Origin of the sequence: Prosthecobacter sp., assembly GCF_046154365.1 — a bacterium.
GTDB lineage: Bacteria > Verrucomicrobiota > Verrucomicrobiia > Verrucomicrobiales > Verrucomicrobiaceae > Prosthecobacter.
This window is the reverse complement of record NZ_JBJXFV010000199.1, coordinates 1-13,734: the sequence shown is the minus strand read 5'-3', so window position 1 is coordinate 13,734 and position 13,734 is coordinate 1. Positions and strand designations below refer to the sequence as shown.

General features: G+C 60.6%; 13 protein-coding genes. 1 reads left to right on the top strand and 12 read right to left on the bottom strand.

Translation table 11 applies throughout. The features are described 5' to 3' along the window. From ACKVY0_RS25625 to ACKVY0_RS25580, 10 genes are all read right to left on the bottom strand, one after another. On the bottom strand, positions 1-738 hold a 738-nt coding region (locus tag ACKVY0_RS25625; protein WP_409217711.1), incomplete at its 3' end, for a c-type cytochrome domain-containing protein. Between the two features lie 68 nt (positions 739-806). Next, the gene (locus ACKVY0_RS25620; RefSeq protein WP_409217710.1) at positions 807-1,400 is read right to left on the bottom strand and encodes a hypothetical protein; all 594 of its coding nucleotides are present in this window, start codon (positions 1,398-1,400) and stop codon (positions 807-809) included. Positions 1,401-1,410: 10 nt separating this feature from the next. Further along, positions 1,411-2,886: a sulfatase gene (locus ACKVY0_RS25615; RefSeq protein WP_409217709.1), complete on the bottom strand. Its 1,476-nt coding sequence runs from the start codon at positions 2,884-2,886 to the stop codon at positions 1,411-1,413. 131 nt (positions 2,887-3,017) lie between these two features. Beyond that, a complete protein-coding gene (locus tag ACKVY0_RS25610) occupies positions 3,018-4,544 on the bottom strand; it encodes a sulfatase (RefSeq protein ID WP_409217708.1) in 1,527 nt (508 codons plus the stop codon). A gap of 113 nt (positions 4,545-4,657) precedes the next feature. Beyond that, complete coding sequence (locus tag ACKVY0_RS25605) at positions 4,658-5,485, bottom strand: GxxExxY protein (protein ID WP_409217707.1); 828 nt, start codon at positions 5,483-5,485, stop codon at positions 4,658-4,660. Positions 5,486-5,578: 93 nt separating this feature from the next. Continuing rightward, entirely contained in the window at positions 5,579-6,742 is a 1,164-nt protein-coding gene (locus ACKVY0_RS25600; RefSeq protein ID WP_409217706.1) for an exo-alpha-sialidase, read from the bottom strand. Between the two features lie 10 nt (positions 6,743-6,752). Then, entirely contained in the window at positions 6,753-7,613 is an 861-nt protein-coding gene (locus tag ACKVY0_RS25595; protein WP_409217705.1) for a DUF6528 family protein, read from the bottom strand. Next, positions 7,610-9,391 carry a LamG-like jellyroll fold domain-containing protein gene (locus ACKVY0_RS25590; RefSeq protein WP_409217704.1) on the bottom strand — a complete coding sequence of 594 codons (1,782 nt, stop codon included), beginning with the start codon at positions 9,389-9,391 and terminating at the stop codon, positions 7,610-7,612. The genes ACKVY0_RS25595 and ACKVY0_RS25590 overlap by 4 nt, the downstream gene beginning before the upstream one ends. Then, positions 9,388-10,419 carry a bile acid:sodium symporter family protein gene (locus tag ACKVY0_RS25585; RefSeq protein ID WP_409217703.1) on the bottom strand — a complete coding sequence of 344 codons (1,032 nt, stop codon included), beginning with the start codon at positions 10,417-10,419 and terminating at the stop codon, positions 9,388-9,390. Before ACKVY0_RS25585 ends, ACKVY0_RS25590 begins: the two co-directional genes overlap by 4 nt. 19 nt (positions 10,420-10,438) lie before the next feature. Beyond that, positions 10,439-11,503 carry a dihydrodipicolinate synthase family protein gene (locus ACKVY0_RS25580; protein ID WP_409217702.1) on the bottom strand — a complete coding sequence of 355 codons (1,065 nt, stop codon included), beginning with the start codon at positions 11,501-11,503 and terminating at the stop codon, positions 10,439-10,441. 12 nt (positions 11,504-11,515) lie between these two features. On the opposite strand from ACKVY0_RS25580, the gene ACKVY0_RS25575 reads away from it, so the two are divergent. Beyond that, positions 11,516-12,301, top strand: coding sequence for a helix-turn-helix domain-containing protein (locus ACKVY0_RS25575; protein ID WP_409217701.1), 786 nt, complete (start codon positions 11,516-11,518; stop codon positions 12,299-12,301). Positions 12,302-12,392: 91 nt separating this feature from the next. On the opposite strand, the gene ACKVY0_RS25570 is transcribed toward ACKVY0_RS25575, so the two are convergent. Continuing rightward, a complete protein-coding gene (locus ACKVY0_RS25570; RefSeq protein WP_409217700.1) occupies positions 12,393-13,232 on the bottom strand; it encodes an SGNH/GDSL hydrolase family protein in 840 nt (279 codons plus the stop codon). Beyond that, on the bottom strand, positions 13,229-13,734 hold a 506-nt coding region (locus ACKVY0_RS25565), incomplete at its 5' end, for an aldolase/citrate lyase family protein (RefSeq protein ID WP_409217699.1). The genes ACKVY0_RS25565 and ACKVY0_RS25570, both read right to left, overlap by 4 nt.

Below are 13,734 nucleotides of genomic sequence, written 5' to 3'. Positions count from 1 at the left end.
CGGCGATGCCAGCAAGCGATCGATCAGTTGTGCATACGCAGCGTCGCGATCGGATTGGCAGGCTTCGACGAACGCAGAAACGTCCGTTGACTGTGGAGGCAGACCGGTCAGCACAAGCGTCGCGCGGCGAATCAACGTTTCCGGTGACGCCAGTCCAACGGGACTGATTCCCGCTGAAGCCATGCGATGCCGCAGAAACCGATCGATCGCCGAGCCGCTCCATGCGACATCATCGACTTCGGGGACGGGCGGATTAGTCACCGGCTGCAGGCTCCACCATTGACGCCGTTCTGCGAACGTTTCATCCCACGGCTTCCGAATCTTCGCAGCCGCGACTTCTGTGCGAGGATCGAGCGCACCGTTCTTGACCCATGTTTCGAGATCTGCGATCTCCGCCGCCGTCAGTTTGCCACCGGCATCCTTCGGCGGCATCTGCAAATCAGGATTGTCCCAGCGCACGGCTTTGATGAGCACACTGGCTTCCGGATCATGCGGCACAATCGTCGGCCCGGAATCACCTCCAACTTCCCATCCTGCTTTGGAATCCAGCAGCAACCCGCCATTCCGTTCCGTTTCTGCGCTGTGGCATTCGTAGCAACGGTTGATGAGCAGTGGCCTGATCCGGGATTCGAAAAACTTCGCTCGATCGTCTGCAGCGACGATCGTTTGGCTCAACGTCACTGCCGCTGCGGACAGAATTTTCAGCAGGGAGCGTATCGGGAAGGAGTATCGGACCATGGTCATACCAGTTGATGTCAGCGGGAAGGTTTTAGCGGTTCGTTGATTCAGTCGATGGATTACGAAGCTTAATTTAACCTTGCGTAAGCAGTTTTCCGAAATCCTTCCGTCCTGGCACAAGCGCATTGCGACAGGTCAAAGCCTTCCGCAAGAACTAGTTCATGGACATGTGCCTGGTCAATTTTATCCTGCGAGGGCTTCCGGCCACGACGCTCAGATGCCTGCTGATCGTCATGCGAACCATGCGGCTTTGGCTTACCAGACATGTATTCTTCGTCCTGCTGCCGTCTCTGCTCATGGGCCTTCACAGAAAAGGACTCATCAAGTCGCTGATGGATTTTTGCCCAGGATGACGATCCGGAGCCGAGTTTGAACGCCAGTTGTCCGCATTTGCTGATATCGCTGGCAGTAACCCACGTTTCGGGGCGAATGACGCCATCCCGCTTCACCTGCTGGATCTGATTCTGGTCGCTGGCGTCGTCGGAGGTGATGACAAGCTGTTTCCCGCCGCGCCCGGATCGATTGCAACTTTCGGAAATGCGGGTGTGGTCAACACAGACCAACCACTGAGGGTCGGGCACCTTAGTGTTTGGCTTATCTGCGGACTTCGCGGCCAGCGGCGCGAGCAGCAGGGCGGTGAGGAGTAGAGGGATGGGTTTCATGGTTGAGTCTTCATTGAACGGCCGAGTCTTGCCGCTTCTTCCTGGAGCCTCGGGCTGGGGCGTCGAATTTGGGGAGTGATTGGGTGAGCTCGGCTTTGATCGTGGCGAACTCGGGCTGGGTGGCGAGGTTGTGCCATTCGTTCGGGTCGGTGCGGTGGTCGTAGAGTTCCTCGCCGCCGTCGGCATAGCGGATGTAGCGCCAGCGTTCCGTGCGGAGAGCGTGGTTGCCTTGACCGTGGGTGATGAGAGCGGGTTTGTGCCATTCGAGCGAAGGGTTTTTCAGCAGCGGGACGAGGCTGGCGCCGTCGAGCGAGGTGATGGCGGGGAGGGAGCAGATCTCGTTGAGGGTGGGGAAGAGGTCGATGGTGCCGACGGGTCGCGCGGTGCGGGTATCGGGCTGGGTGATGCCGGGCGCGGCGATAATCAGGGGAATGCGGGTGGAGCGATCCCAGAGCGTGAACTTGTGCAGGTGCTGCTTTTCGCCGAGGTGCCAGCCGTGGTCGGACCAGAGCACGATGATGGTGCTGTTCGCCGCCGGGCTGGCGTCGAGGGCGTCGAGCAGGCGACCGATGAGGGCGTCGCCGAAACTGATACTGGCGAGGTAGGCCTGCACGAGTTCGCGGTGGCGGTTCTCGCGCAAAACCAGATCGTAATCGCCACGACGATCGGCGGCCATTTTTTTGCCGGCCTCGGGGAGGTCGTCGCAGTCGTCGTCTTTGATCGATGGCAGGATGATTTGATCCAGCGGATACAGGTCGAAGTATTTGCGCGGCGCGTAGAAGGGAAGATGCGGACGGTAGATGCCGGCGGCGAGGAAGAAGGGTTCCTGCGGCGGTTGCGCGAGGAACTTCACGGCCCATTCGACCATCCTGCCGTCGCCCATTTCGGAGTCGGGAATGTCGAACGCGCCCCAGTCGAACTCGTTCGGGTTCTGCGGTGGCTTGGAAAAGGTGCGCACGGCTTCGAGCCGGTTGAGCGGGAAGCCTGCGGGCCAGGTGAAACGCTTCACGTCGAGTCCGCGCGCGAGCTGGTCCTGGTAGTGGCTGTCGAAGATCTGATCGAAGTAATCATGCCAATCGCTGCGGCGATTGAAGCCGGGCATGTGGTGGTTCACCTTACCGCCGCCGCCGACCTGGTAGCCGTTGGCTTTGAAGTGCTGCGGGATGGTGGACGCCTCGGGCAGGGCTTCGAGCCATTTGGTCTCGTTGCCGTAGATGCCGGTGGTGGAGGGTCGCAGTCCGGTGAGCGTGGCGACGCGCGAGGGATTGCACACCGGCGCGGCGACATGGGCGTTGGTGAAGAGCAGGCCGCGTTTGGCGAGTCGGTCGATGTGCGGTGTCTTCACTTGCGGATGACCGCCGAGGCAGCCGATCCAGTCGTTCATATCGTCCACGATAATGAATAGGACGCTGGGGCGCGGGGCGGCAGAGGCGGATTGACAGAAGAATGGGGGCAGGAGAACGGAGAGAAGGATGAGGCACTTCATGGTGCGAAAGGCAGGATTTACACCGCAAGAGGTTGGAGAGACGCAAGAGGAGGTGCACGGATGATTCTCATTCAGAGACTCTCGCGGCACTTTCATCTCTTGCGGTGCAAAACTCAGCGTGTTCGTGATGTTCATCGCATCTGCTTTTTCTTCTTCGTCGTCGGTGGTGGAGTCGCGGCGGGCTCTTTGCCGAAAAAGTAGTCCGGATAGCCCCAGGCGAGCTGTTTGCCGTCGGACTTGGATTTCACGGCGGTGACTTCGGCGGTGAGGCGGGCGAGGTTTTGTGGGTCCAGCAGCGGGTCTTTCGTCTGCTCGCGCCACGCGGTGAGTTGCTTCTGCAGTTCGGCGAGCGTGGCGGCGTGCTCGGGGGCGGTGGCCAGGTTGCGGAACTCAAACGGATCGTTTTGCAGGTCGTAGAGCTCGTAGCGCGGTGGTTTTTCCATCACGGCGAAGGCGACGCGGACTTCGGGTGCGGCGGCGGCGATGGCATTGGGTAGGCTGCCTTTGAAATCAGGCTGACCGCGGTCTTTGGCATCGCCTTCGAGTTTGCGGAGAGTGTCGGCGTAGTCGGGATTGAGCGTGTTGGGCAGCAGGTTCTCGACGAGCTTGAAGCGTGCGGTGCGCACGGAGCGCTGCGGGTGATAGTTCGCAGCGGCGGCGTGAGTGTGATACTCGGCAAAGAGATGCGTGCGCCAGGACGCGGGTTCGTTGGCAAGCAGTGGCTGCAGCGGCCTTCCGGGCAGATCCGGCACCGGGGCGGCTCCACAGGCGGCGAGCACGGTGGGCATGAGGTCGATGGTGGAGACGAGTTCGTCGCGAACCTGCGGTTTGGCGTGGCCAGGCCAGCGGAGGATGAGCGGAATGCGCAAGCCGCCTTCGTAGGAGGTGCGCTTGCCGCGCAGGAAATCCGCGCCGTGATCGCCGAGGCAAATGACGAGCGTGTTATTCGCTTTGCCGCTTTTGTCGAGCGCAGCGAGGAGGTCGCCCACGAGCATGTCGAGCCGGGCGAGCGAGTTGTAGTAGTCGGCGACCATCTCGCGCATCGCAGGCGGATCGATGCCCATGTAAGGCATGGCCTTGACCTCCGCGCCGGTTTGCGGCGACTTCGGCAGGCCGTCCACCTGCCGCAGCCACGGATCATGGGCATCGGGAAAGTTTACACTGAGGAAGAACGGCGTGTCGGACGCGGTGATGAAGCTCGCGGCATGCTTCGCGTAGTCGCCGAGGTTCTTCCGCGCGAAGTTCGCACCGGTGATCGGATGGAAATCGAAGGGGAAGGCCGACTCGGGATTGATGTGCAGTTTCCCGATAATGCCCGTGCGATAGCCTGCTGCCTTGAGGCTGCGAGGAAGGTTGGGCGTGTCCTCGCGGTAAAGACGGAAGCCCCAGGTCGCGAGGCCGATCTGTCCGTGCTGATGCGGATAAAGACCGGTGAGAAAACTCGCCCGCGACTGGCTGCAACCTGCCTGCGGCACAAAGGCGCGGTTGAAGCGCACGCCCTCGCTCGCGAGCTTGTCAAGGTTCGGCGTGCGGGCATACGGATCGCCATAGCAGCCGAGTTCGGGACCGTTGTCCTCGGAGACGATGAGGAGGATGTTGGGCGGCGTCTCGGCAAAGGCAGAAACACTGAGGACAAAGAATAAGATGAAACTTCTCATGAGTTGCAGAAGGTATGTCTTGCACCGCAAGAGATTGGAGAGACGCAAGAGGTTGGCTTCTGGGTATCAAACCGAACCTCTCTAGTCTCTCAGGTCTCTTGCGGTATAGAAACTCATTTTCGAATGCTGATCCGCTTGAGCTGACCAGCCAGATTGGCTGTATGAAAGTTGATGCACAGGCCCGATTCGACTGTGGAGGCCCGAAGCAGAGAACGGGCCCTGGCCAGGTGGAGACGATCCATTTTCTCGCTGCAGTAACAGGCAATCATCAGGCTGTCTTCAACGACCATTGGCACTTGTTTGCCGCTCAGAATGAGTTGGTCGCGATGAACCAGATTCCCGGGTTGATCGCATTCCACCTTGAGGCCACGCAGAACGAGTTCGTGATGAAGACAGACTTGATACGCACTGCGCAGCAGTCCAGCTCCCAAATGTGCCTGAACCTCGACTGCCGCCTCAACGACGAGCCGTGAGATTTCGTCCATGGTTGAGTGAGAGGCCTGAAACGGCTCCATGGGCTCGCGCGTTGCACACGTGTTGGCCCGGCGCACAATCGAATCTTTGATAAGCAGTTCGCCAAAGTTGATCAGCAAGCCAAGGGGAAGGTTTGAGAGGTGCAGGTAGGTAAGGAGCTGGGCTTCGTGAAGCGGATGGAGTTTATCGAGGGCTTTGAGCTCCAGGAGCAAGCGGCCAGGCAAGACAAGGTCCATCCGGTAGCCGCATTCGAGTTGGTTGCCCTTGTAGCGGAGCGGTAGAGGAACCTGGCACTCATGCGCAATGCCAAGCGCATGAAGCTCCAGGCTGAGTGCCCGCTCGTAATCTGCTTCATCCAGTCCGGGGCCGAACTTGCGATGAACCTCTATCGCCGCGCCAATGACGCGACCCGACAGGTCTTTGCCGAGATCGGGATGTTTGATCGGGTTCATGATGACTTTTTTCACACCGCGAGAGATGAGAGAGACGCAAGAGGTTGTTTATTGGTTATCAAAAACGATCCTCTCGCGTTTCTCCATTCTCTTGCGGTGTAAGAGTATTCACGGCGCAGACAGCCATTCGAGATTCAACCGCGCGCAGTCGATCGAGTCCGCTCGCTCATAGAAGCAGAGCACGATTCCATCGGGCAGCACGGCGAGGTCGGAGTAGGCGGCTTTGCCGGCTTCGAGCACTTTGTTGATGGTCCAAGTCTTGCCGTCGTCGCGGCTGAGTTTGATGCAGAGATTCTCGCGTTTGCCACGGCCTCCAGGGATGGGTTTGCCCGCTTTGTCGAGGCCGAGCGTGTGCGGATTGGAGAACAGGAGCACGCCGTTGGGATGCGCGACGATGCTCGCCATGCAGATCGGCTCCCAGAGCTGATCGTGGAACACAGGTTTGCTCCAGCCCGTCGCGCCATTCGCGCTCGTGGTGACAATCTTGCGGCTGGCCTGCGAAACGCTGCGCGTGACGAGCATCACGCGGCCATCGGACAGCTCGGTGATCATCGTTTCATTCGGGTTGCCGAGGTCGCCTTCGTTCGGCAGACAGAGATCGCCGGCCTTCCAGGTCTTGCCGTGGTCGTCGCTATAGATCGTAGCGGCTGCGGAGGGCTTGTGATCCCCTTCGTTGCCATAGGCCAGCCAGATCGGCACCACGAGGCGTCCGCTTTTCAGCTGGATGCCATGCCCCGGCCCGGTGGCGATGACCTTCCAATTATACTTCTTCCGGAATGGTTCAAACGTGGCTGTGATCTCCTCGGGCCGACTCCAAGTAACGCCATCGTCCGTGCTGCGCATCGAGAAGCAACGGGCGTAGTTGACGCAGTAGAGGAACTGGATGGCTCCGGTGTCACGGTCCACGATGGCGACAGGGTTGTTCACTGTCTGCTCGCGCGCTCCGCCGGCATCCTTCTTGTGCGGATTGCCCTCGATGCGAGCCGCCTTATGCGCGATGTGCTGCGAGGGCAGCCAGGTCTTGCCGCCATCGGCGGAGCGGCGCAGGTGGACCTCGATCTCGCCCCAGTCCTTGCTGTCGTTCTTCCGAGCCTCGCTGTAGGCGAGCACAGTGCCCTTGGTGGTGACGACGATGCCGGGAATGCGATAGCGGGCGATGCCGTTGAAGCCGGGCGGGAAAACTTCGGACTTCTCGAGCAAAGGCACGGCAGCGTGCAGCGCCGCGAGCGGTGCGAACAGCAGGGCAATGGAGAAGAGCGTTTGTTTCAACATGTTCATAGGTTCATGGCATCCATCGAGCTTTGTAGGGACGTGCATCTTTGAAGGTAATCGTATCCTCAGGCGAGAAGAGCCGCAGGGTCGCGCCCCAGGTGCTGAGGACGATCCGTTGAGTCACCGGATGAACGTCCACTGACTTCACATAGGCGAGGTCCTTCAGCGTGGGATGGGGGCGAAAGGTCAGTTGGTCGCGATCAAAGAGATGCACGCCATTCGAGGTTGTGAGCAGCAGATCCGCGCTGGCGGGCACGGGGCGCAAATCGTGGCCGTCGTCATCCGGCAGCTTGTGCGTGGTCTTGAGCTTGAGTGAGGGCGCGGCCGTTTCCCAATCAGCGAGCGTATAGCAGCGCAGTTCGTCATACCCGAGCGCCCAGAGACATTTCCGTGCCTCATCCCAAAGGAGGCCATGCGCAGAACGCAGCGGCGTTTTGAAAATGGGCGTCGCCGCTCCTTTCAAATCAAAGACCTCCACTTGATCGCCGCCCAGCGAACTGGCCACCACCACGCGATCTCCAGGCAGCAGATCGAGCGAGTGCGCGTTGCGTGAGCTGGCCCGCCACAGAACTCGTTTCGTGGCCCGCTCAATCAACGCACAGCCGCCACCCGAAGCGCACACCAGCAGCTTTGCGCCCCGTTCGACTGCCTTGCACTCATCCATGTGATGAAAGTCCCGGCGCGCCGCCTCAGGCACGTCGTCTGCCTTCTGGGCATTCCAGCTCCAGAGCTTGTTCACCTTGCCCGCTGCGGCCTCCGCCGCGTCCACGATGAAAACTTCGTCTCCACCTGCGAGGATGATCTCGTCTGCTCGGAGCATCGCCAGCGGCGCGAGCAGCAGGGCGGTGAAGAGAACAAGAATTCGTTTCATGGTTTGATCTCCAAACTACTCACCGGGATCACGGCGAGTTCGTTGTAGATGTGTTCTTTGTCGGTGTAGCCGATGTAGAGCTGGCCATTGCGCTCGACGGCGTAGGGATAGGAGAAGTCAGCGTCCTGGGCGGAGACGCCCGGCGTGCCATCGAAGACCGACGTGCGGATGAGGAAGACTCGGCTGAAGAGTGACTCGTCCGGTTTGCTCACGGCGATGGTTAACGGCGAACGCCTGCCGTCGGTGTCGGCAGTGATCGTGCCGATGAGGTAGCGCTGGCCGGTGCTCAAGGTGCCCGCGTAGGGCTTCTGGGTCGCCATCGGCAGATTGGAAGCGGCGGCCGGAGTCCAGGTGCGACCGTGGTCCTTACTGATCGAGACAAGAGCATGACCGCGGACTCGCCCCGTAGATCTGCGAGCGATATTGATGATTTGTGTCTTCTCCACGATCACCGTGGACTCGCCCCAGAGGTTCGTTCCCAGACTCTTGTCTGCTTGAATGACGACCATTTCCCACTTCGTGAAGTCATCCCCTCGGCTGATTGCGACTGCGGGCAAATGGCCGACTACCCCAAGCCCAAAGGCAATGCGGACGCCGGACATGATCCAGCTGCCGTCGGCCATCTGCTGCGGCTCCTGCATCGGCCAAAATCCTTGATCGAGCACCACGCCCTGCGCCTCCCACTTTCCCGAAGTCTCATTCAGCACGTAGCCGCGCGTGTGAGTGCGTGAGGTTGGTCCGTAAAAGTTGTCGTAAAAGGCCCCCATGAAGGCCCACAGCCTGCCGCCGTGCGAGAGAAACACGCCGTGACTCACGCCGAGGTTGCCTTCGCCCGCATCCATTGCGACCGGCTGGCCCCACGTCTTGCCGCCGTCCTCACTGACTCGGACATGAGCTTCCTCGTCGGCCGTGTTCTCTTGTTCGGATGTGCTGAATCCGTAGGACGCATAGAGCTTGTCCTTGTGCCAGGCGAGCCCAACACCGAGCGTGAAGTTTGAACCGTCTTCATCAGGCCGCGGCTTCTTAAGAACATAGAACTTCGCGCCCTTGACCTGCGGAAGATCGGCCGCTTTGGGCAGCGTCTGCGTGGCGTCCCAGAGCGGCAGTCCGGCAGCGACCTTTGGTACGTCATGAGTGGCCGAGACCGGCTGGTAACTCGCGGCGATCTCCTTCTCGCTCAGCACTCGCGGCTGGAACGAGAACTCGTCCACCGCGCCACGAAACGCCTGCCGCACCGCACCCGCATCCCAGATACCGCCGAGTGTGATCGGAGCCTCCGTCGCCGCGATGGGGGACGCCAGCTTCACTTCACCCACGAGCTTCCCATTCAAATAGAGCGACGCCTTTCGAGCATCAGCCGCCAACGTCGCGAGATGCCATCTGCCAGCGACCAGCGGTTCGTTGCAGGCAATCGTGCTCCAGCCACTCTGACGAAGATGCGCCTTCAGTTTGCCATCAGGCTCGATCGTGAGGCCCCACTGCCGCTCGTCGAGAGAGTAACGATTCTTACCAGCCAGCATCTGCTGCCCGCCCGCGAGGTCATACGGATTGAACCACCGCGAAACGGTGAATTCGCCACTGGCCAACTTGGCGCTGCCCTTGAGTTCGATGAGCGACTCGCCATCGAGCACGAGGCATTTCCCTGCAGCTCCTGCAGCGGTGGTCGCTTTGCCGCGGACGATCAGTGAATCATCGACACCATCCAGCGGCCAAGTGGCGGCAAAGGCTGGGGATGCGAAGCTCAGCAGAATCAGCAGGAAAAAGATCGAACGCTTCATGTGGATTGCCTATTATCGCAAGTCTCTTGAGGATTGGATTGCCCGCCCCACCAGGAAGCGAGCGCGGAACTGGTGATGGCGCTCCACGGGCCGAAGGTTGCGGCAGCCAGTGCCGCCGCCGGACTGTGAAGCACGCTGAAGGCAAGCCCCGTGGCCATGCCACCGTTCTGCAGACCGACTTCCAGGGCCATTGTGCGACTGTCGCGAACATCAAGGCCCAGCAACCGGGCCGCGCCGTAACCCAGTGCATAGCCGGTTGCATTGTGGCATGCCGATGCGGCAAGCAGGACCAAGCCCACTCGGGCAAGGTCATCGCGCGACATTGCCACGGTGATCGCGACGATCAGTGCAATCGACACGATGGCGAGAGCCGGCAGTACGCTTACGAGCCTTTCCGCGAGACTCGGCAGGAACCGGCGGATTGCAAAGCCGATGGCGAGCGGCGCGATGATCATCCAGAGGATGGAACGCATCATCGGTAGCACCTCGACCGGCACATACGCACCCGCGAGCCACTGCATTGCGAACGGCGTGACAAACGGAGAAAGCAGCGTCGACACCGCCGTCATGGTCACGGAGAGAGGCACATTCCCCTTTGCCAAGTACGTGATGACGTTCGAAGATACACCGCCGGGACAAGCACCGATCAGAATCAGCCCCGCCGCGACCTCGGTCTCCAAATGGAACAGTCTTGCGAACACGAACGCGCCGAGCGGCATAATGCTGTATTGCAGCACCGCGCCGATCACCACAGCACGCGGAGCCGAAAGCACGCGTGCAAAGTCCGCCAGCGTCAGGGTCATCCCCATGCACAACAAGATGAGTTGCACCAGCGGACCGATTGCCCGTTTCATCGCAAAACCGCCCGGCTCAATGAACCACGTTGGAAATGTGAAGGCCGCCGCACCTGCCGCGAGTACACCGAACGTGAACCCGAGCCCGGCCAGCCACTTCACGCGCGTCGTTGCCAGGGCAAGTGCCAGGAACACCGCGATGAGGAGCATGCCGATGACAGTGACTGCAGACATGAAGACGGCCTTTGCGTAATTACGACAATTCGTCGGTTAGCTTCCAGATGGCTTCCAGTGCGGGCTTGATCTTCGCCTGCTGTGCTTCCGTTGCCGGACGCATCGGCATGCGCGGGAACCCCGCGTCCACACCTTGCAGCGATTGCGCGTATCGGATGCAGGCAGGCAGGTTGTAGTGGTCCGTGGCGTTCCAGAATCTCAGGATCGCTTCGTGCAGGCGGCGAGCGTTGGCATGATCGCCCTTGGCCACCGCATCACGCAGCAGCGCGGTGGCGCGTGGGATACCTGACGGCGTGGCGGCGATCACGCCCGGTGTGCCGAGGCAAAAGGACGGATACATCAACGCGTCGACCGCGCTGTAAATCTTGCGATCCTTCGGCGCATTGATCATGAGATCGGCGAAGAGTTTCAGATCCCCAGCGCTCTGCTTGATGCCCATCACGCCCGGCACCTCGTGCATCAGCCGCACGGTCAACTCCGGCGACAGATAGCACCAATGCACCACGTTGTAGATGATGAGCGGCATCCCGGTCTCTTCGTGAATCACGCGAAAGTGCTCGATCATCATTTCGTCGTCCGGACGGAAGAGATAATGGACCGGAGTCAGTTGAATGGCATCGACGCCGAGCCCTTCGACCGCCTTGATGGTGCGGATCGCCTGCCGCGTGCTATCACAAATCGCGCTAGCGATGAGCGGCATGGCATCGGGCATCGACGCGCGGGTCTCGCTGACGCAGGCCCGGAGTTCATCGGGCAATAATGTCTGCCCTTCGCCTGTCGAGCCGCCGACCGCGAGGCTGTCTGCCCTCTCGCGCACAAGGAACTCCACTTGGCTGCGAATCGACGTGGCTTGCAGTTCGCCATCGGCGGCGAAGGGTGTGGTCATCGGAGCGATGACTCCAAACGGGATTTTCTCGGGCATGATCATGTTCGGCATCCGCTGTGATGTGATGGACTGTGTGGTTGATTTGACATAGTGACGTCCACAGCTCAGATTAAATGACAACGCCAAAGCATCAGCAATCATCGCTGAATAAATTGGATCGGTTTGACGGCTGTCGCATAACTCAATGTTCGATTTCACATAGTCACGACCATGAACGAAGCCGAGATTCGTCGCCTCTCCGAATTGCGTTCGCTGCTGGAAGGCTTCGCGGCCAGGCACGCGGCGCGAAATGCTGTGAGCGGCGCCGAGCACCTTGTGCGTCTGCGAACCGCGCTGAAACGACTGACCGCAGCGGTGCGTGTCCGCAATTATCGAGAGTTTCGGCAGGCCGACTTCGAGCTACACGCGACGATCATCGAGATGTCGCAGGTTCCGCTGTTGTCAGAGGCGTGGCAACTGGCCTGGGATGGCTTGCTGACGCTTCATGAGCAAGGCTTTGAGGACTACTTCCCCGATACCCGCGTCTTGGCGGATGAGCATGAGCACTTGGTGGAGACGATCGCTCTTGGTGACCCCATCGCCGCCGAAGACGCCGCCACCAGCCACGTCGAGGCCGTCTGGTTCCGCGTGGCCGAAAATTCAGTCACAGCGGCAGAAGCGGAGAATGATCCTTTACAACGAGCCACGGCCCATCTCGCCTTCTCGTTGCACAGGCCGTTGAAACTGACGGAAGTGGCTCGAAAAATTGCCTTCACCAGTCCCGGCAATCTCAGCCGACTCTTCCGCCAACATCATGGTCTTAGCTTTCAGGCCTACCTGCAAAAGCTTCGACTTGAAAAGGCCGCCGAACTGCTCATCACCACTCGCCTCCCCATCGCCCGCATCGCAAAACGCGTCGGCTACCGCGACGTCTCCCGCTTCGGCCAGCACTTCAAACGGCAGTTCGGAAAAGTCCCGACCGAGTGGCGGCGCAGCTCATCCAAAAATCGTTCATGAGACCGTTGCAACGACAATTAGCGGCGTGCAGCGCGGCCAGCGGCGCGAACAGCAGGGCGGCGAGGAGGGTGAGGGCGGGTTTCATGGGTGATTACTTCACGGCTGCTTCGTTTGCTTTTGCCACGGTCTCTCCGAGGAAATCATAGCCCTTGGTGTTGAAGTGGACATCGTTGGGATTTTGCATCTCGGCCAGATGAGGCGTGATGGCGGCGAAGAGGTCATCCGTGGCGATGCCGTGCTTCTTCATCAGCACGGCGGCCGCCTGATTACGCTCCACGATGGAGGCGGCGGTCTGGTTGTGCGCCGGATTGTCGGGAATCGGCGTGGTGCTGGCCCAAATGAGTTTCGCTCCGGTCTTCTTCATGCGCTCGATGAGTTGTTCCAGTCGCTGCGTGTAGTCGCTGATCGGTGTGGCGCGGTCGTGAATGCCGAAGTTGAAGTGGATGACATCCCACTTCCCGTCCCCGAACCAGACATCCATCTGCTTGAGTCCTGTGGCGGTCGGGCCGCAGTTGGCCGGAGCGCGGTGAACGTTCGCCTTGCCGGCAAGGGCTTTGCGCACCGCCTGCGTGTAGCCGCGCGAGACGGAATCGCCGATGAGCAGCACGCGCGGGAGCTTCGGGTCATCCTGCACGAAGTCCCACGCGTTCGAGGCACCAGCGACCTTCTCGCGTTTGTGATGCGGCAGATAGAAGCCGCCGAGATTCTCCTGCAAGACGCGCTCCCAAGCCTGCTGGTCCGGCGGCATCTTCGCGACGAGCGTCTGATAACGTTCGTCGATGATCGCGTCGGCCTTCGCTTTTTGCGCAGCGGCTTCCTTCGCGTTGGTTGGCTCGCCCTTCGGCGGGATGTTGGGCTTTGTGGCATCGTCCGCGTGCGCGGCCAGCGGCGCGAGCAGCAGGGCGACGAGGAGTGTGAAGGCGGATTTCATGTTGGGATGTCCTTGTTAGTTCGAACAATGGTGCGGAAGGCATCGCGGATGAGGGCCAGATCGGACTGCACCGCGATGTGGGTGAAACCCTGCCCTAAACGGTGTGGCAGTTCAGAAGGGTCGCGGACAAGGATGCCGGCGGCTTTGCCAGCGGCGTGGGCCGCTGACACCACGCGATTCAAGCACGCTTCGAAGTCCCCGTCCGCGGACTGATCGCGATGTTTGAGGTCGTGCTGCAAGTCGGCGGGACCGACGAAGAGAATGCCGATGCCATCAACGCGCGCAATGCCGGGAGCCTCGTTCACTGCGTCGACGGTCTCGATCTGGGCGATCAGCAGCGGCGCGGGTGCGATTTCCGGGACGCGAAGCCCGTAATCATGCGCTCGCACGGTGCGGGAAAACCCGCGCCGACCTCGGGGCGGGTACTGCGCGGCTTGAACGAGGGCCTCGGCCTCGGCGGCGGAGTTCACGTGTGGCACCATGATTCCGTGCGCACCCAAGT